The organism is Sporichthyaceae bacterium (assembly GCA_036269075.1).
Classification (GTDB): Bacteria; Actinomycetota; Actinomycetes; order Sporichthyales; family Sporichthyaceae; genus DASQPJ01.
Map to the genome: position 1 here is coordinate 19,798 of DATASX010000069.1, position 18,133 is coordinate 37,930.

The 18,133-nt window shown below is 67.5% G+C and carries 15 protein-coding genes; 12 read left to right on the forward strand and 3 right to left on the reverse strand.

Translation table 11 applies throughout. The features are described from left to right. Window positions 1–66 precede the first annotated feature (66 nt). From VHU88_11870 to VHU88_11880, 3 genes are read left to right on the forward strand one after another with little or no spacing between them, the layout of a single operon-like run. Window positions 67–1,563: an HAD-IB family hydrolase gene (locus VHU88_11870; GenBank protein HEX3612373.1), complete on the forward strand. Its 1,497-nt coding sequence runs from the start codon at window positions 67–69 to the stop codon at window positions 1,561–1,563. Continuing rightward, window positions 1,556–3,865: a PEP-utilizing enzyme gene (locus VHU88_11875; GenBank protein HEX3612374.1), complete on the forward strand. Its 2,310-nt coding sequence runs from the start codon at window positions 1,556–1,558 to the stop codon at window positions 3,863–3,865. Before VHU88_11870 ends, VHU88_11875 begins: the two co-directional genes overlap by 8 nt. Continuing rightward, window positions 3,865–4,797 carry a hypothetical protein gene (locus tag VHU88_11880; GenBank protein HEX3612375.1) on the forward strand — a complete coding sequence of 311 codons (933 nt, stop codon included), beginning with the start codon at window positions 3,865–3,867 and terminating at the stop codon, window positions 4,795–4,797. Before VHU88_11875 ends, VHU88_11880 begins: the two co-directional genes overlap by 1 nt. Here the strand turns inward: VHU88_11880 and VHU88_11885 are convergent. Further along, entirely contained in the window at window positions 4,790–5,545 is a 756-nt protein-coding gene (locus tag VHU88_11885) for a hypothetical protein (protein ID HEX3612376.1), read from the reverse strand. The two genes, VHU88_11880 and VHU88_11885, sit on opposite strands and share 8 nt — an antisense overlap. A gap of 68 nt (window positions 5,546–5,613) precedes the next feature. Here VHU88_11885 and VHU88_11890 point away from each other — a divergent pair, with 68 nt between their 5' ends. The 3 genes from VHU88_11890 to VHU88_11900 all read left to right on the forward strand — a co-directional run bounded on the left by VHU88_11890 (window position 5,614) and on the right by VHU88_11900 (window position 8,331). Then, the gene (locus tag VHU88_11890) at window positions 5,614–6,174 is read left to right on the forward strand and encodes a cytochrome c oxidase subunit 3 (GenBank protein ID HEX3612377.1); all 561 of its coding nucleotides are present in this window, start codon (window positions 5,614–5,616) and stop codon (window positions 6,172–6,174) included. Between the two features lie 9 nt (window positions 6,175–6,183). Beyond that, window positions 6,184–6,444, forward strand: coding sequence for a cytochrome C oxidase subunit IV family protein (locus VHU88_11895; GenBank protein HEX3612378.1), 261 nt, complete (start codon window positions 6,184–6,186; stop codon window positions 6,442–6,444). A 93-nt stretch (window positions 6,445–6,537) separates the two neighbouring features. Further along, window positions 6,538–8,331 carry an AMP-dependent synthetase/ligase gene (locus VHU88_11900; protein HEX3612379.1) on the forward strand — a complete coding sequence of 598 codons (1,794 nt, stop codon included), beginning with the start codon at window positions 6,538–6,540 and terminating at the stop codon, window positions 8,329–8,331. A 28-nt stretch (window positions 8,332–8,359) separates the two neighbouring features. On the opposite strand, the gene VHU88_11905 is transcribed toward VHU88_11900, so the two are convergent. Continuing rightward, window positions 8,360–9,610, reverse strand: coding sequence for a cytochrome P450 (locus VHU88_11905; protein ID HEX3612380.1), 1,251 nt, complete (start codon window positions 9,608–9,610; stop codon window positions 8,360–8,362). A gap of 182 nt (window positions 9,611–9,792) precedes the next feature. On the opposite strand from VHU88_11905, the gene VHU88_11910 reads away from it, so the two are divergent. The 5 genes from VHU88_11910 (at window position 9,793) to VHU88_11930 (ending at window position 15,269) form a co-directional block, all read left to right on the forward strand. Then, the gene (locus tag VHU88_11910; GenBank protein ID HEX3612381.1) at window positions 9,793–10,962 is read left to right on the forward strand and encodes an acyl-CoA dehydrogenase family protein; all 1,170 of its coding nucleotides are present in this window, start codon (window positions 9,793–9,795) and stop codon (window positions 10,960–10,962) included. A 33-nt stretch (window positions 10,963–10,995) separates the two neighbouring features. Next, window positions 10,996–12,222, forward strand: coding sequence for a CaiB/BaiF CoA-transferase family protein (locus VHU88_11915; GenBank protein HEX3612382.1), 1,227 nt, complete (start codon window positions 10,996–10,998; stop codon window positions 12,220–12,222). A 6-nt stretch (window positions 12,223–12,228) separates the two neighbouring features. Further along, on the forward strand, window positions 12,229–12,714 hold the full coding sequence (locus VHU88_11920) for a MarR family transcriptional regulator (GenBank protein ID HEX3612383.1): 486 nt from the start codon (window positions 12,229–12,231) through the stop codon (window positions 12,712–12,714). 88 nt (window positions 12,715–12,802) lie between these two features. Next, window positions 12,803–13,294, forward strand: coding sequence for a MarR family transcriptional regulator (locus VHU88_11925; GenBank protein HEX3612384.1), 492 nt, complete (start codon window positions 12,803–12,805; stop codon window positions 13,292–13,294). A 373-nt stretch (window positions 13,295–13,667) separates the two neighbouring features. Continuing rightward, window positions 13,668–15,269, forward strand: coding sequence for an ABC transporter substrate-binding protein (locus VHU88_11930; protein HEX3612385.1), 1,602 nt, complete (start codon window positions 13,668–13,670; stop codon window positions 15,267–15,269). 242 nt (window positions 15,270–15,511) lie between these two features. Here the strand turns inward: VHU88_11930 and VHU88_11935 are convergent, their stop codons facing one another. Then, window positions 15,512–16,411 (reverse strand): SDR family oxidoreductase, encoded by a 900-nt coding sequence (locus VHU88_11935; protein ID HEX3612386.1) that lies wholly within the window; start codon window positions 16,409–16,411, stop codon window positions 15,512–15,514. A gap of 495 nt (window positions 16,412–16,906) precedes the next feature. Here VHU88_11935 and VHU88_11940 point away from each other — a divergent pair, with 495 nt between their 5' ends. Further along, window positions 16,907–18,130: an alpha/beta hydrolase gene (locus VHU88_11940; protein HEX3612387.1), complete on the forward strand. Its 1,224-nt coding sequence runs from the start codon at window positions 16,907–16,909 to the stop codon at window positions 18,128–18,130. The last annotated feature ends 3 nt before the right edge of the window (window positions 18,131–18,133 follow it).

Sequence of the window (18,133 nt, forward strand, 5' to 3'; positions counted from 1 at the left end):
CGATAGTCGGATATTAGACGGTATTGTCGGTCGGGCGCGGCCCTACCTCTCGTTGACGGGAGCCTGATGCCGACCGACGAAGCCACCGTTCGTCTGCTGGACCGGATCGCCCGCGGGCCCGTCGGGCCGAAGGTCGGAGCATTCTTCGACCTGGACGGGACGATCGTCGACGGCTACACGGCCGGGTCGATCTACTCCCATCGACTGCGGCACGGCGAGATCGGTCCGTTCGAGATCCTGCGCACGCTGCGTCGGATGCGGGGCCCGACGATGACTGAGGAACAGTTCGAGGAACTCGTGCTCGACGGCATCCGCGGTTGGGCCCGGCGCCCCGAGGAAGAGATCGCGGCACTGGGCCAACGCCTGTTCTCCGGCGGACCGTCCGGCACGGTGGGCGATCTCTTCCACGATGCCCACCGAATCCTGCGGGCCCATCGCAACGCCGGGCACACAGTTGTCATCGCGACCTCGGCAACCCAATTCCAGGCTGCACCGTTCGCGCGCGAGCTCGAGGTCGAGCACCTGTTGTGCACCCGGTTGGAAGTCCGCGACGGGGTGCTCACCGGCGGCCTGGCCGGACGTACCTTGTGGGGCAAGGGAAAACTGGTCGCCGTCCAGCGGTTCGCGGCCGAGGACGGCATCGATCCGGGCGAGTGCCACGCCTACGCCAACGGCGACGAGGACGTCGACCTCCTGCGTGCCGTCGGTCACCCCCACGCGGTCAACCCGCAGCCGGAACTCGCGATCGCCGCCGAGGCAAGCGGTTGGCCGGTGCTGCGCTTCGACTCCGGCAAGGCCGGCCGGCTCGACCCGCTGCCCGTGGTCCGCACCGCAACCATGTTCGGCACCCTGATGGCGGCAGCCGGCGTCGGTGTGGTGGCCGGCGTCCTGAACCGGAACCGCCGCACCGGCGTCGACACCGCGACCTCGCTGTTCGACAGCGTCGCCGGACCGCTGACCGGCATCAGCATCACCGTGCACGGGGAACACAACGCGTGGGCGGTGCGGCCGGCGGTCTTCTTCCTCAACCACCAGAGCACGATGATCGACTTCCTGGTGACCTCCCGGATCATCCGGTCCGGTTACACCGCGGTGGCCAAGGCCGAGGTCAAGCAGATGCCCGTGGTGGGGCCGTTGTTCGACCTGGCCGGCGTGACGTTCCTGGACCGCGCCGACCACCGACGCGCGGTCGACGGACTGCGTCCGGCCGTGGAAATCCTCAAGCACGGCACGTCCGTGGTGATCGCCCCGGAGGGAACCAGATCCTTGACGCCCCGCGTGGGCCAGTTCAAGAAGGGCGGTTTCCACCTTGCAGCGCAGGCCGGGGTACCCATCGTCCCGATCGTCATCCGCAACGCCGGCGAGGTCATGTGGAAGAACGCCCGCACCATCAGATCCGGTCACGTCGAGGCTGTGGTCCTGCCCCCGATCAGCACCACCGGCTGGACCAAGAATGACATCGACGAGCGGGTCGTGACCCTGCGACAGCGCTACATCGACACCCTCGACAACTGGCCGGGCCGGGACGACCCGCAACGCATCGGAGGCACGAGGCATGACTGAGTTCGCCGAGATCGGCGCCGGGATGACGGTCTTCGAGTACGACGCGGCGGTGCAGGGCCCGGTGATCTGGTTGGACTCACCGCAGGCGGTGCTCGATTTCGTCGCCTCCTCAGGTGTGCGCGACTCGATCGTGCTGGCGCGTGGCGGTACCACCACGTTCCTGACCCCCGCGCTGGCCGCCGGCGTGAAGGCAGTCATGACTCTGCAAGGGGCACCGGAGAGTCACCTGGGCATCCTCGCCCGGGAGTACGGCATCCCCTGCCTGATGTCGGTGAGCTTCACGGAGGGCGTCCGTTCGGCTCGCGGCGAGACGATCCCGCCGGACGGGGCGATCATTCGCCTCGACGTCACCACCGCACCGCAGGGCCGCGCGTTCATTGCCGAGACCGACCGCGACTACGGCGACGCGGCGGCCGGCGCGACCGAGCCGGATCCGGCCGCCGCAGCCATGGCCGAGCAGTTGGCCGCGCTCATGGCCGCCTACCGCGGCGAGATCTCCGACGGCCCGCGTGGCGACCGGCAGTTGCGCAACCGGTTGCGTTCCGGTGTCCTGGACAACGTCCCGGAGAACATCGCCCGCGACCTACGACCGGACGAGCTCGACGACTACCTGGCCTACACCGGCTGGAACCTGTGGGACCTGATCAAGACCAGGCAGACCGAAGGGGAGTCGGGTCTGATCCCCCGTCAGGAGTACGAGACCGTCGCCTTCGTCCAGCAGTGGGCGACCTACCGGCGGTGGATCGAGCTGATCACCGAGCGGATCGGCATCGACGGGGTCATCGAACTCGGCCGCATCCCGCGGCGCGAGATCGGCAGCAAGGCCAACCACGTCCGGATCTGGGCTCTGGGCTCGTGCCCGTTGATCGGCAAAGGAATCGCCGCCGCCCTGGGTAAGGACCCCGGCCCGGACGTGCGTGGCAACGAGAACGCCATCATCGGCTTCCAGCGCCGGCTGCAGTACGGCCTGTGGGGAGCGGGACCCGGTTACGTCTCCGGTCGCGACTACAGCGTCCGGGTCCTCGGCCCGGACTGGCTGACCCGGTTCGCCGATGAGGAGGTCCGCCTGGACGACCCGGAGCAGCTGGCCGCCTTCCGCGCCTTCAACGCCGCGACCGAGCTTTCCGGCTTCCTGCTGCACTACGACTGCCGGGCGGCTCTCAACGACACCGGCCCGTACCCGCTGCCCGACGGCGGGTTCATGCTCGTGCGCGACCACTTCCTGCACGAGACCGTGCACGAATGGACCGATGTCTACAAAGGCCTGCCCTACGCGGTCACCCAGGCGATGTTCTTCCGCCCGGAGACCCCGGTGACCATCACGATCAACGACATCGCCACGACATTCGCCCAGCCCAAGAACTACCTGAAGTACCTGTCGGGTGTTGCCGTGTACGCCCGCGACACCTGGGACACCCCGGTATCCCAGGTTCGGAGACTGGACTTCCCGGAGATGGCCGCGATCGTGCAGCGGTGCAACGCCGCGATGCTGGAGCTGTACACGACGATCGCCAACACCTCATGGGACGAGCGGGTGCGCAACGGCGTCAAGGTCTACGCACGCGAGATGTTCCTGCCGTTCGCCCGCGCCATCGGTGTCTGGGACGAGATGGTCGGGGCCGACTTCGACGCGCTGGCGCCGTTGACCGAAGCGGTCTACCCGGCGCTGACCAGCGGCAGCGGTGAGGCGCAACAAGCCCTTGGCGGCGTCTTCCTGATGGGTCTCGGCCTGGTCCCGGACACCGGCCTGGGGACACCACCGGAGCCGTCGCTCGACCGGGTGCCCGCCCTGCACAGACTGGCCCTGCGCGGGTGCCTGAGCGAACTGACCGGGCATCAGGAACTCGTGGACGCCGAACTGGTGGTCGCGACCCCCGCGGGATTCCTGCTGACGCCCCGTGGCCGCACACGTCACGACGAGGCACTCGTGGCCGAACGCGCAAACCTGGATCTCGACGCGCTCGCTGGGGTCTACGGTCGTTTCCTGTCGCTGAACAGCTCGATGAAGACGACCTGCGCCGCGGCGGCCGGCGCCTTCGGGGAGTCCCGGATGCTGTTGGCGGACGACATCGCCAAGCTGCTCGAGCGGGTGGCCCCGGTTCTGCGGCGGACCACCGAGGCGGTACCGCGGTTCGACTCCTACGAGCCGCGCCTCGCCGACGCGATGGGCCGTGCGGACGCGGGGGCCTGGGAGTATCTCGTGTCGCCGGCGTGCGAGTCGGTGCACACCGTCTGGATGGAGCTCCACGAGGACTACCTGCAGACACTTGGCCGGGACCGCGAGACGGAGGGCAGCTACTGATGACGGCGAAACTGCGGGAGTTCGCACCCGAGGACGACCTCCTGCACCCGGAGTCCGCCACCGGACCGCTGGCCCGGGAGAGCCTGGCGTTCACGGCACCGATCCCGCAGGAGGAGTTGCTGGTCTTCCTCTACGCCTGGCGCGAGGGCGGCACCCGATGGGGCCGGTTCGTCTGCATCGCCGGTCCGGACCCGACCCGGCCCCTGCACCTGTCCTTCGAAGGAGAAGCTGCTTACTCCGGCGACGATCTGCGCGATTTCACGGTCAGCGGGTTGCATTGCCGCCAGTCCGAACCGTTGAAGGTCGCGCAGCTGTCCTTCGCCGAGCCGGGGCTCGATCTCGAGGTCCGGTTCGCGGGGATGCACGCGCCCTTCAGCTGGCACGACAACGCAAGTGGATGCGCGGACTGGATGGCGCACGACCGGTACGAACAATCGTGCACGACTTCCGGCCGGTTGCGGCTGCCCGGGCGGGACGTCGAGTTCACCGGTTTCGGCCACCGCGACCACTCGTGGGGCAACCGGGACTGGCGCTACATGCTCCACTGGAAGTGGATCAACGCGGCCACGCCGGACGGCAGCCTCTCGGTGCACTGCACGAAGATGTACGCCCTCGGCAACACCTTGCTGTACGGATACGTGAACCGCGCCGGGGCACTGAGTCGGATCGTGCACGCGGACGTGCAGGTCGACTTGGACGAGAAGATGATGCACCGTCAGGTCACCGCCAGATTCCAGGGCGAATCCGGCGGCGAGGTCACGATGGAGGCCAAGTACGCCGCGGGCTGGGCGATGCCGGTGCAGCACCTGGTCCTGCACGAGGTCGGTATGAGCGGCGCCCTGGACGGCCGACCAGCCACCGCACACATCGAGATGGGTTGGCCGGCCGCCTACGTGTCCGGTATCACCGAAACCCCGGAACGCCTCAGCTGACCGGCGCCGGCACGGCCAACGGAGCTGTTTCGGACACAGCGGGCTTGGCTGCGTGCTCCCGTTCGAGTTCTTTCAACATGAACCAGGTGGTCAGCAACAGGTAGGCGCCCCAGATGACCACGGGGAGGTAGAACGCGAGCAGGCCGTGATAGGCGAAGGGCCCGCTCTTGGTGAACGCCGGCCCCGCGGCGGTGAACAGCGTCGCCGCGCCACCGAAGGTGAACCAGGTGACCCAGCGCGGAATCGTCGGCTCAGGTCGCTTGTCCATGAGCTCCACGACGCCGCTGGCCACCATCTCGATCGCGAGATAGATCCAGCCGAGCAGGAAGGCGAACCAGGCCCAGTCGTACCAGGACTGGATGACGTCCGCGCCGCTCTCGCTGCGGTAGGCAGCCACCATCCACGCGCAGCAGTTCAGGAAGATGATCAGCGAGATGAAGACGCCGCACACCGCCGTGGTCAGCGACATGATCGGCCAGCGGCCCTCGATCTTCGCCAGCATGATCCCGAACTGGATCGAACCAGGTGTCAGCAGGCCCGCCGCGATGTAGAAGATCGTGCATCCGACCAGCACGCCCCAGTGGTGGGTGTGGGTGAACCACACCTTGGTGCGCTCGGCGCCCAGGTCGCCGTGGGCCGGGAGGATGAAGTGCGAGATCCCCAGCCACCCGATCGTGGTCAGCGCGAAGAAGACGATGTTGCACCACAGGGCGAACTTCTGGGTGCCGAGTCTGCCGGAATCCTGCATCGACGCCGTCCTCGGAGCAGAGTTAAGCTACAGAACTCAACTATTGAACATTAGAAGGTATTCGGTCAATGACCAACCGGCGCTTGCCCGGCGTGGACGGCATCTGGGTCGTGATCGGTCTCGACGCGGTGGTCTTCCTGCTGCTGTTCGCGAGCTTCCAGAACGAGCGTCGCGCGGCTCCGGCACTGTTCGAGGTCTCCCGACGGACGCTGAACAAGGACCTCGGTGGCGCGGACACGCTGATCCTGCTGACCAGCTCCTGGCTCGTGGCACTGGCGATCCAGGCAGTTCGTCGGGATCGGACCGACCGGCTCCCGCAGTTCCTGTTTGCGGCCGCGTGCACGGGCACGCTGTTCGTCGCATCCAAAACAGTTGAGTACATCGAAAAGCTGGCCTCAGGCACGACGCCGGCCACCAACACCTTCTACTCGTGGTACTTCCTGCTCACCGGTGTGCACCTGGTTCACGTGCTGGCCGGGATCTGCGCGTTGGGCTACGTCTGGAAGCGGGCCAGGATCGGGTCGTACACGAGCGAGCGGTACCTCGTGCTCGAGTGCGTCGCCCTGTTCTGGCACCTCGTGGACCTGCTGTGGATCGTCCTGTTCCCGCTCCTGTACCTGCAGAGGTAGGCGAATCTGATGCTGCGCGAGCGGGTGACCAAGGTCTGGGCGATGCTGATCGCGGCGACCTGCGTGTCGACGTGGGTGCTGTCCGAGGACGTGGTCAGCCCGGACGTGGCGGTCGTCGGCATCTTCGTGATCGCGGCCCTGAAGGTACGCTACGTCCTGCTCGACTTCATGGAACTGCGCGGCGCTCCCCGGCCGGTGCGCCTGTTCTTCGAGCTCTGGGCGGCCGCGGCGGCCGTAGTGATCCTCGCGTTCTGGTCCGCTGCTCGCTGAGGACTCAATTAGTCTAGAGCACAATAGTTGGTGTACCGAGCTATTCGGGTCTACGATCTCACCACTAGGTGCTGGAGCGCTGTGGAGGTCCCGGTGCGCGCAGGAACGTGGAAGTCCCTGGACGAGCCGACCGTGTGCGCCGCATTCCAGCGCACCGCCGCCGAGAACGTCGATGCGACGGCGCTGCGGCGCTCCGGCGACGACGCCGGAATCACTTGGGGCGAGTACGCCCGACGAGCCGAACGGATCGCCGGTGGCATGGCCGCGGCGGGGATCCGTCGCGGTGACGTAGTGGCGCTCATGCTGACCAACCGGCCCGAGACCTGTCTCGTCGACGCCGCCGCGATGCACCTTGGCTGCGCGCCGTTCTCGATCTATGCCACCTGCCCGGTCGAGGACGTCTCCTGGTTGATCGAGAAGTCCGGCGCCCGAATGATCGCGACCGAGCCTGCCTTCGCCGAGCGGGTCCTGCAGGCCGTCGCCCCGCTGGACGACCCGCCCGCAGTTGTCATGGTCGAGGGCACGGCGGCCGGCGCCCGCAGCCTGCACGATCTCGAGTCGACCCCGGCACCGGCCGGATTCGACTTCGAGGCCGCCTGGCGGGCCGTACAACCGCACGACCCGGTCACCCTGATCTACACCTCCGGCACGACCGGGTCCCCGAAGGGCGTCACCCACTCGCACGCCTCGATCCTCGCCGGGTGCCGGAACCTGCACGCGGTGAGCCCGGTGAGCCCACAGGGTCGAGTCGTTTCGTTCCTGCCGATGGCCCACATCGCCGAACGGTTCATCTCGCACTACTCCGCGATGTGCTTCGGGTACTCGATAACCACGGTGGCCGACCCCAAGAAGATCGGCGCCGCACTCGCGGAGGCGCGACCGACCCGGTTGTTCGGCGTGCCACGGATCTACGAGAAGCTCACCGCCGCGATCAGCGGCCTGATCGCCGACGAACCGGATCCGGTGCGTCGCAAGGCGATGGAGTGGGCCGTGGATACCGGGCTGCGACGGGTGCGCGCGGAGCAGGCCGGGGAGTCGGTGAGCGAGGAGTTGCTCGCCGAATGGCGCGCGGCGGACACCACCGAGCTGGCGCCGCTGCGAGCGCGGTTCGGGCTCGACCGCCTGGAATGGCCCTCGGTCGGTGCGGCTCCGACGCCGTACGCGGTGCTCGAGTTCTTCCACGCGATCGGTGTCCCGATCCAGGAACTGTGGGGGATGTCGGAGATCCTGCTGGTCACCCTGAACCCGCCGGAGAAGGTCAAGCTCGGCACCGTGGGTCCGCCGATGCCCGGAGTGGGTCTGCGGCTCGACGGGGACGGCGAGATCCTGATCTCCGGCCCTACGGTGATGCTTGGTTACAAGGACCGTCCCGACCTGACCGCCGAGGCCGTCACCGACGGTTGGATCCGCACGGGCGACGTCGGCGAGCTCGACGCCGACGGCTATCTGCGCATCGTCGACCGCAAGAAGGAACTGATCATCAACTCGGCGGGCAAGAACATGTCGCCGGCCAAGATCGAGGGTGAGCTCAAGCAGGGGACACCGCTGATCGGTCAGGCAATCTGCATCGGCGATGCCCGGCTGTACAACGTCGCCCTGCTGACCCTGGACCCGGACGCGGCCGCTGCTTGGGGGGCCCGCAACGGCATGGCCGGCGCCGCGGTGAGCGAGATCGCGGCCGACCCGCGGGTCAACGCCGAGGTCGCGGCCGGTGTCGAACGGGCCAACGCGCGACTGGCTCGCGTCGAGCAGGTCAAGTCCTTCGCCCTGCTGCCGGTGGAATGGCAGCCGGGTGGGGAGGAGCTCACGCCGACGAACAAGCTGCGGCGCAAGCCGATCGAGAAGAAGTACGCCCTCCAGATCGACTCGCTCTACGCCGCCGGTTGACCGGAGAAAGCAAACGGCTGTCGAGCGCTCAGGCAGGCGTCCACGTCGCCGGCAGCCGCATCACGCCGTTCATGAAGTTCGACAGCAGGATGTGGCGCTCGCCGACCTGCAGATCGTGCATCCGCGTGTAGACCTGCTGGATCTGCGTGCGCAGCAGTCGACGGCCGAGCAGGTGGCCGATGCAGTAGTGCGGACCGCCGCCGCCGAAGGACATCTGCTCGCTGGCCGGATTACGGATGTCGAAGCTCTCCGGCTCCGGGAAGACCGCAGGGTCGCGGTTGCCCGCGACGTACCACAGGACGACCTTGTCGCCCTTCTGGACAGGCGTGCCGTTGATCTCGGTGTCGCGGGTCGCGGTCCGCCGGAAGTGCATGATCGGCGTCTCGTACCGGAGCAGTTCGTTGATGGCGCCGTCGATGCGCCCGTCGAAGTCCTCGAACAGCCAGGCCAACTGGTCGGGGTGCTGCTGGAACAGCGCGAGCACATGGCCCATGGCGTGCCTGGTGGTGTCGTTGGAGGCGCCGGCGAGCAGGGCGAAGAAGACCCCGACCTCCTCCACGGTCATCTTCTGACCCTCGTAGGAGGCCTGCGAGACCCAACTCATCAGGTCGTCGGTGGGGTTGTCGCGACGTTCCTTGGCCAGCGCGATCGCGATCTCGCCCAGTCGGTAGGAGGCGTCGGCGAAGACGATCAGGGGTGAGCCGATGTGCGCGTACTCCGGGTCGTTCCAGGCCCCCAACTGCTCGGCGAGATCCATGATCTGCTTGCGCAGCGCAGGGTCGGTGACACCGAAGTTCGCGGCGAACGCCCGCCCCGGCACCTCCTTGGTGAGCAGTTGAGAGAGATCTCCCTGGCCGAGCCCGACGATCTCGTCGACGACCTCGATGACCAGACGATCGATCTCGTCCTCCATCTTCTTCATGTTCCGCGGCGTGAAGGCGACCGAGACGATGTTGCGCATCTGCGGGTGGCGCGGCGCGTCGGTGACGATGAACGAGAGCATCGACTCCAGCTGCGGGAAGTCGTCGACGAAGACACCCTCGGCCGAGGAGAACAGCTCCGGATTGCGGGACACGTGACGGATGTCGGCGTGGCGCACCAGCGACCAGTAGCCCTGCGAGTTGTCCAACTCCGGGTCCAACGCCTCCGGCGGGCCGTGCCAGCTGACCGGGTCGTTCTCGCGCAACCACTTCCAGTGGTCCCAGTGCACCTGGCGGGGCTGAGACCACCACTTGAGCGTCGACATCGTCTCGTACTTCGAAATCATTTCCGTGCTCATGCATGCCTCCGGGGCGCCGCCGGCTCTGTTGCGACACCGTAGAGTGGGCCGACCGAGAAAGTCCAGTGTTCATCTGTCTAGTACACGACTTTCTCGGTAACATCGCTTCTATACACAGGGATACGGGCGCAGATCGCCGCGCAGAACGTCTAGTGTCAGAGTAATTTTCGAGGAGGCGCCCGGTGGACTTCACCGAGAACGAAGACCATCGCGCCATCCGTACGGCAGTGCGCGAGGTCTGCAGTCAGTTCGACGACGACTACTGGATGCGCTGCGAACTCGGGCACGAGTTCCCCTGGGACTTCTACGCGGCGATGGCCAAGGGTGGCTGGATCGGCATCGCGATCCCCGAGGCCTACGGCGGCGGCGGTCAGGGCATCGCGGAGGCCTCGATCGTGCTGGAGGAGGTGGCCGCCTCCGGCGCCTGCATGAACGGCGCCAGCGCGATCCACCTGTCGATCTTCGGGATGCACCCGGTGGTCCTGCACGGCAGCGAGGAACTCAAGCAACGACACCTGCCGGGCGTCGCGGTCGGCGACACCCACATCGCCTTCGGGGTGACCGAACCGGATGCGGGTCTGGACACCACCTCGATCACCACCCGAGCGACCCGAGCGGCCGACGGCTGCTACCTCGTCCACGGCCGGAAGGTGTGGACGTCCAAGGCGTTGGAGTCCGACCGCGTCCTGCTGCTGACCCGCACCACCCCCAAGGCCCAGTGCGCCAAGTCGATCGACGGCATGACCCTGTTCGTGGCCTCGCTGCGCGACCCGGCGGTGCACATCACCGCGATCCCGAAAATGGGGCGCAACGCGGTCGCGTCCTGCGAGGTCGTCTACGACGGATTGCGGGTCGAGGAGGCCGACCGGGTCGGCGAGGAGGGCCAGGGTTTCCGTTACCTGCTCGACGGTCTGAACGCTGAGCGGGTGCTGGTGGCCGCGGAGGCGTTGGGCACGGGTCGGGCGGCGCTGCGCCGTGCGGTCGTCTACGCCAACGAGCGAGTCGTGTTCGGCCGCCCCATCGGCCAGAACCAAGGCATCTCGTTCCCGCTCGCGGACGCCCACGCGCGCCTGCGCGCCGCGGAACTGGCGATCCGGGAGGCGGCCTGGCGGTTGGACCGTCGAATGCCTGCGGGCGAGCAGGCCAACATCGCCAAGTACCTCGCCGCGGACGCGGCTTTCCAGGCCGCCGACGCCGCCGTGCAGACCCACGGAGGATTCGGCTACGCCAGCGAGTACCACGTGGAACGTTACTTCCGGGAAGCGCGCCTGCAACGGCTGGCACCGGTGCCGCAGGAGATGGTGCTGAACTACTTGGCAGAGCACGTGCTGGGCCTGCCCCGCTCGTACTGAGGCCGTCCCCGTGCGCAAGACCGGAGGTTCGTCGTGACGACCAAGCAGTTCCCCCTCGACGGGTTGCGGGTCCTGGACCTGTCCAGGGCCATCTCGGGACCCTACGTGGGCCGGATGCTTGCCGACCTCGGGGCCGAGGTGGTCAAGGTCGAGGTCCCGGGCACCGACATCACGCAGGTCTTCGGTCCGGTCCGGTCCGGACACACCGGCCTGTACGTGCATCAGAACGCCGGCAAGCGAAACATCTCGATCGACCTGTCTGCCCCGACCGGTGCGGCGTTGGTCATCGAGTTGGCGGCGCACGCCGACATCGTGATCGAGAACTTCCGGCCCGGGACGGTGGATCGCCTCGGGGTCGGATGGGAGGCGTTGTCGGCGGCGAACCCGCGCCTGATCATGCTGTCGGTCTCCGGGTTCGGCCAGTGGGGACCGGAAGCCGGACGTCAGGCCTACGCGCCCGTGCTCCACGCGGAGACCGGTCTGCTCGGACGTCAGGCCGAGGTGAACAACAGCGAACCGACCGACGTGGTGATGGCGTTGGCCGACTCGGTGACCTCCTTGCACGGCATGATCGCGGTCCTGGCGGCCCTGCGACTTCGGGACACCACCGGGCAGGGCCAGTACCTGGACCTGTCGATGTTCGAGTCGATGCTGGCGACCGACGACTACACCCACTACAGCCTCGAGGGGACCTATCCGGTCTGGCCCGCGACCGGAATCGTCTTCGCCGCCGTCGGCGGTCCGCTGCTGGTCTCGGCCGACCCGAAATACCTGTGGCACCGGCTCTCGCGCCGTTGGGGGCTCACCGACCCGGAGCCGGACGCGCCCACCGCGGCGCGGATCGCCAGTCGCGCCCGGGTCGTGCGCGACTGGGTCAAGTCCTTCCCCGACCGGTCAGAACTCATCGGTGCCCTCGAGGAGGCCGGCGTGGCCTGGGCGGAGGTGCGCACCCCGGCCACCGTCATGCAGTCGCCCACCGCGATCGCCCGGGAGGTGTTCGCCGCCGTCGACGACCGGGCCGGCGGAACCCGTCCGATCATGCGCATGCCCTACCGGTTCTCCGGCGGAGCCTGCGAACCCCGGGGCGGTGCCGCGTTCGTCGGTGAGCACAACCACGAGGTCCTGCGGGACTGGCTCGACGCCGAGCCGGACGCGATCGCCGTGCTCGAGGAGAACGGCGCGTTGGTAGCCCCCGCCGGGACGAGTGCGGATCCGGCCGGGTCCGCCGGCGTTCCCGGTGGCCACGGGGAAGTCGCCTGACCGGCCGTGGACGTCGACAGTGTCACCTGGTCCAAGGACCGGTGGACCGAGGCCGGACAGCCGGAGGCGGAGCATTTCGCTGCCATGACAGCGATCCTGCGGCTGCACGTGGTCGTGGTCGGAGCCCTGGACCGTGCGTTGCGTGCACACGAACTCTCGCGCACCGGCTACCTGATCATGGCGACCCTGCGGATCAGCCAGCACCGCACGATGACGATCACGAGCCTCGGGCGCAGCCTGCTGCTGCATCCCACCACGATCAGTGTCGCGGTCGACCAGTTGGCCACTCGGGACCTGCTGGACCGCCGGACCTGCCCCGAGGATCGCCGTACGGTTCAGACCAGCCTGACCGGTCGGGGCACGGCGGTGATGGATTCGGTGACCAATGCGCTGGCCGACGGTCACTACGGGCTGTCCGGGGTCAGCGACCGCCTGGCCATCACGCTGACGGAGGTGATTCGACAGGTGCGGCAGTCCCTGGGGGACCAATGAGAAACTAGCTCCGTGCCCTGCGGCAGGCTGCCGTCGGTCAACATCTGAATTCGATCCTCAACGACAGGCTGAACTCGGGATGGTGCACATGGAATCCGACGTCGACCCGATCGAGTGGTCGAGGCGTCGGTGGCAACAGGGTCGGCAACCTGACGCCGAGCGGTTCGCCGCCATGGCGGCGATCCTGCGCACCCATCAGACCGTCTGCGCCGGACTGGATCGTGCCCTCAAGGACTACGACATCAGCCGCACCGCCTACCTGATCCTGTCCACGCTCTACGTGAGCCGCCAGAGCAGTCTGCGCCTCGGGCAGATCAGCAAGCACCTCATGGTCCACCCCACCACCATCACCCTGGCGATCGACCAGTTGGAGAAGCGCGGTCTGGTCACCCGTGGCCCGGACCCGAGCGACCGGCGGACCATCATGGCGACCCTGACCAAGAAGGGGACACAGGCCCTCGAGGACGCCAACCGTGGCCTGGCCGACGTCGGTTACGGACTGGACGGCGTGACCGAGTCCTTGGCCATCACCCTCACCGAGATCCTGCGTCAGGTCCGCGAGCGCCTCGGCGACTCCTGAGTCCAGATCGCTGCGCCCTTCTCGTTCCGAAGTCGTCTAATTCTAGACGTCTTGTCGGGGCCTGATCGAGCGCAGCTCGCCCCCCGCATCAGGTATTCGATCGACCACTGCGCGGGACCAGGAGGGTTCAGCCAATCGCGACCGCGCTCACACAAAAAAGAGATCCTCTAGTACTAGACTTCTTTGTGACTGGGGACATATCGTCCTGCACAAGCCGTCGGACGCTCCCAGGCCCCAGCAAAGTGGCAACCCGGGGGTACCCCGAGCCCTGGCGGTCATCGCACGGCCAGAGCGAGCGGACGTCCCGTGCCGCTCGGTCGCGCCGGTTACCCCAGGAGGGCGCTAGATGCGCGGAATCAAGGACAGAAAGCTCGTGACGGCAGTACCCGTTGCGGCGAGCCTGGCGCTGGTGCTCGCGGCATGCGGAAGTGGCGGATCCAGCAGCACAGCAGTGGCCCAGCAACCCGCGGTCCCGGCCCCGGCAGCGGCCGCAGCCCCGGCGGCGGCATCGGCCTCGGTGGCGACGAACACGGCCGACTCGGCGCCTGCGCCTGCGGCAGGGGCAGTCGCCGCAAAGCCCGCGGCTGTGGTCAAGACAGCAGCGGTCGCCGCGCCGGCGGCGCTGAAGGCACATGCGCAGGCCCAGAGCGCCGCAGCCCCGGCAGCGGAAAAGGCGGCTGCGAAGCCTGCTGAAGCTCACGGATCAGCGACCGGCGGGACCGTGGCCGGCGAGAACGGCAACACCCTGCACGCCCTGGACACCGGCGGGGCCGTGGCCGCCAACCAGAAGATTGCAGACTCCAAGGGTGGCGCCACGGACGTCGGCGTCACCAAGGACGGGATCCACATGGGCACGGTGTCCATGCACGGCATGGCATTGGGCAATGTCCTGATCGAACCGATCGTGCGCGGCATCCGTGCCGAGTTCGAGTCCGAGAACGACCGCGGCGGCATCCTCGGCCGGCGGTTGTCCCTGACCGACTGCGACGACGGGCCCGGTGAGGTCTCGCGGACGAAGGCCTGCATCAAGAAGCTCGCGACCGTCGACAAGGTCTTCGGATTGTTGAACATCACCTCATGGGGCGCGGCGTCCTCCCACGACGACCTGGCTCAGTACCACATGCCGTCGATCGGTCAGTGGGCCTACTCGCAGACCGAGTGGCAGGACCCGTTCATGTTCCCCACCCACATGTCGATGATCCACGAGGCGATGGCCGGTGCTCACTGGGCAGTGAACGTCATCAAGCCCAAGACCTACGGCCTGATCTGCCTCACCAGCCCGGAGATGCAGCTGGCCTGCAACGAGGTCCAGCGGGTCATGGACGCCTCGGGCGCCAAGATGGTCAAGCGAGCCGACGTCTCGATCTCGGAAACCTCGATGAGCGCGTACGTGCTGGCGTTCCGGGCCGCGAACCCGGAGCACATCATCCACTACGTGATCAACCCGGCCACGATGGCGAAGTTCATCGTCGAGGCCGCCCAGCAGGGCTACTACCCGCCGAAAGGCATCTCCGGCAACCACCTGGCCGCCGAGGTTCTCGGCCAGATCTTCGGCCAATGGCCGGTCGGTCGTTACTGGACCAACACCACGTACAAGCTGTGGGGCCCGGAGTTCACGGCGACGATGAACAAGTACGCCCGAGGCAACACCGGCGTGAATCACCACATCGTGCAGTCGACCTACGTCGGCGCGCAGATCATGGCTCAGGCCGCCCGGGCCGTGGGGCCGAACCTCACGCGCGACCGACTGATCGCCGAACTCGGGAACGGCGATGTCTACCGTTCCGAGGCCGCCATGGATCAGCGGTTCTCCTACACCCCGGCCGAACGCGGCGGCAACTGGTCCCACGACATGGGTCAGGGCCGGGAGTTCATGTACAAGTACACGAGCGAGAACACCACCTCGAACCCGGACGGTTCGCCGAACGGCTTCGCGCCGGACTCGTCGCAGTTCGTTATCTATACCTGGAAGTAAGCCGAGCGGAACGGATGCCGCTCCGGCAGGAGCGGCGTCCGCTCCCGAGGCGCCTGAACACGTTTGAGCGCGAAGCGCGATACACCTGGAAGTAGTCGGTCCGTCCGCGGAGTCGGGATCCACCGCAGGGGCCGAGGTCCGGTAGCTGCTCGCACGCCTTTGCGGGCAGTTGCCGGAACAACAAAACAGGACGGCCGCCCACCGGGGGCGGCCGTCCTGGCGTTCGGGACCGAGATCGAGGATCAGCCGCGTTGTGCCTTGCCGGCAGCCGAAGCGCGCTTGCTGGTCTCGCGGATCTCGGCCCAGTCGTCCGTGCTCAGCGTCGAGAGCCCGGCGAAAGTGTTCGGACCGGCGAGCATCTGCCCGCCGTCCATCGCGATGGTTTGCCCGGTCAGGTAAGGACAGGCGTCGGAGAGCAGGAACATCATCAGGTTCGCCAGTTCCTCGACCGTCCCCATTCGCTGCATCGGGATCTGGTCGCACTGGGTGGCGCCCACCGAACTGGAGTCCGTGGGGTTGAGCATCTCCCAGGCGTAGTCGGTCGGGATCGGCCCGGGAGCGACGGCGTTCACGCGAATCCCGTACCGGGCCCATTCCACGCCCAACGACATCGTCATCGCGTGCACTGCGGCCTTTCCCATGGCCGACGGCACGACGAAGGCAGATCCGGTCCACACCCAGGTCGTCAAGGTCGAGAGCACCGACCCGGGAAGGCCTTCGGCGATCCACCGACGCCCCGCGGCAAGTGTGGTGTGGAAGGAGCCCTTCATGACTGTCGAGGAGACCGCGTCGAATGCGTTGGGGGACAGGGTTTCGGTCGGTGCGATGAAGTTGGCCGCGGCATTGTTCACCACGCCGGTCAGCGGTCCGTGGTCCTGCCACAACTGCTCCATGGCCGCGTCGACGGGGGCACCGTCGCGGACGTCGACGGTCTGGAAGTGCACGGAGTCCCCGGGCCGGCCCTGACCGATCGCCTCGGCGGCCTGCGCCAGTACCTCCGGGCGGCGACCCCACAGGTGGACCTGGGCGCCGTGCTCCACCAGTCGCTCGGCGACTCCACGGCCCAGACCGGTGCCTCCACCGGTGACGAGAATTCGCTTGTCTGCAAGCAGATCCGGCGTGTACGGGCTGTGTGCGGACATGACTTCCCCTCGGGGCTGGGGCCTGGGTCTTCCGAATATTAGTCTAGTACCCAAAAGTCGAGTATCCGATTACCGGCCCATCCCCGGGAGGTTCCTGGGGAATCCGAATCGCGCGTAAATCGGGCGCACAGAACCGATTCCTATGTTCTTCACCTAACGCGGCCCACCCGAACAAGGTGGGCCGCATCGACCCCCCGAGAACACCAGGAGCCTGGCGATGTTCAATCACTTCCCGGTCCGCAGGCACGGCGAGAGTCGGAAGAAGTATGAGGAAGAGGTCGCCGCCTACCGCCGGTGGCTGCGCCGCCACAAGCGGCGTCACCACCGCTGAATCGGTGCCTCGTACGAGGCCGACCCGCAGGTTTGTCGCTCGGCTCGTGTCCTCCACCGCATCGGGTGCGAGGACACGAGCCGTTTCGTTGCGGCCGGCGGGGCTTGTCCGGCCGGGTTGGCAGGCTTAGGCTCCAGCAAAACCATACGTTGATAGGTTTCTGGATGGCTTCGCCGGTGAGGTTCCGCCGAGTACTGGGTCTGGTGGTCGCACTCGCCGTTGCCGCGGTGGCGCCGCCGGCGGTTGCCGCTCGCAGCGACTCCGGTGCGGTCGCCAACTGTCGCGCGGTTCGAGTCCCTGTCCAGCTGAGCGTCGGCACCCGGGCGGGGTTGTCCGGCGAACTGTGCTCGGCGACGCGCGCCGTCCCGGCGCTGCAGCGTGCCGTCCAGGTGCTTGTGGCCGGCACCGCCTACGGTCGGTCGTACTGGGATTTCCCCTACCAGCCCGAGAACTACTCCTATGTGCGTGCGGCCAACGCCGCGGGTTTCGCGACCTTGAACTTCGACCGCATCGGTATCGGCGAGAGCAGCCGGCCGCCTAGCCCCCAGGTGACGATCCCGTCCAACGCCGAGACCATCCATCAGGTCATTGCCCAGTTGCGGTCCGGCGCCGTCGACGGAATCACCTACGACCACGTCGTCCTGGTCGGGCATTCCATGGGTTCGTTGATGGTCTGGTACGAGGCCGCCGAGTACCGGGACGTCGATGCGGTGATCTCCTCGGGGATCCTGCACACGTTCGACGGTCCGGCGGTGGCCCGGTTCGGCGCGACCTTGTATCCAGCTGCCTTGGATCCTCGCTTCGCCGGAAGGATCACCGACCCCGGCTACCTGACCACGATGCCGGGGACCCGAGCCCAGTCGTTCTACCACCTCTCGACCGCGGATCCGCGCGTCATCGAGGCGGACGAGCGGCTGAAGGAAACCGCCACCTCGTTCGAGGCCGCGGACGTGTTCGGCCAGGAATTTCCCGGCACGATCGGCCCGGCGCGCGATCCGGTCTGCTCCGCGGCGGCAGCTCTGTGCGCAGGTGTCGCCGGAACCTTCTGGTACGGGGTAACGCCGAAGATCGATGTGCCGGTCCTCACCGTCGTCGGCCAGTACGACAACCTGTTGTGCGGTTCGGGGCAACCGAGCCGCTGCGCCGACCTCGGGGCGATCCGCGCGGACGAGGCCAAGTACTTCAGCGGTTCGACACGTGCTTGCCTTGTGCTGGCGCAGGTTCTCGACTCAGGCCACGACCTGAATCTCCACCGCACCGCGGGGTCGTGGTTCGCGCTCGCGAATCGGTGGTCGGCGTTCGCGCTCGGGCAATCGAGGCCCGGATCGCGACACGACTGCTGGGGGCCGGCTGCCGGCGTCGACCGGGGCATCCGGTTCGCGTGGTGACCG

Excerpts from the sequence above, each read along its gene's own strand:
- VHU88_11875 (HEX3612374.1), top strand. The coding sequence starts at position 1,556 with ATGACTGAGTTCGCCGAGATCGGCGCCGGGATGACGGTCTTCGAGTAC.
- VHU88_11895 (HEX3612378.1), top strand. The coding sequence starts at position 6,184 with ATGCTGCGCGAGCGGGTGACCAAGGTCTGGGCGATGCTGATCGCGGCG.
- VHU88_11870 (HEX3612373.1), top strand. The coding sequence starts at position 67 with ATGCCGACCGACGAAGCCACCGTTCGTCTGCTGGACCGGATCGCCCGC.
- VHU88_11885 (HEX3612376.1), bottom strand. The coding sequence starts at position 5,545 with ATGCAGGATTCCGGCAGACTCGGCACCCAGAAGTTCGCCCTGTGGTGC.
- VHU88_11925 (HEX3612384.1), top strand. The coding sequence starts at position 12,803 with ATGGAATCCGACGTCGACCCGATCGAGTGGTCGAGGCGTCGGTGGCAA.
- VHU88_11935 (HEX3612386.1), bottom strand. The coding sequence starts at position 16,411 with ATGTCCGCACACAGCCCGTACACGCCGGATCTGCTTGCAGACAAGCGA.
- VHU88_11940 (HEX3612387.1), top strand. The coding sequence starts at position 16,907 with ATGGCTTCGCCGGTGAGGTTCCGCCGAGTACTGGGTCTGGTGGTCGCA.
- VHU88_11880 (HEX3612375.1), top strand. The coding sequence starts at position 3,865 with ATGACGGCGAAACTGCGGGAGTTCGCACCCGAGGACGACCTCCTGCAC.
- VHU88_11905 (HEX3612380.1), bottom strand. The coding sequence starts at position 9,610 with ATGAGCACGGAAATGATTTCGAAGTACGAGACGATGTCGACGCTCAAG.
- VHU88_11890 (HEX3612377.1), top strand. The coding sequence starts at position 5,614 with ATGACCAACCGGCGCTTGCCCGGCGTGGACGGCATCTGGGTCGTGATC.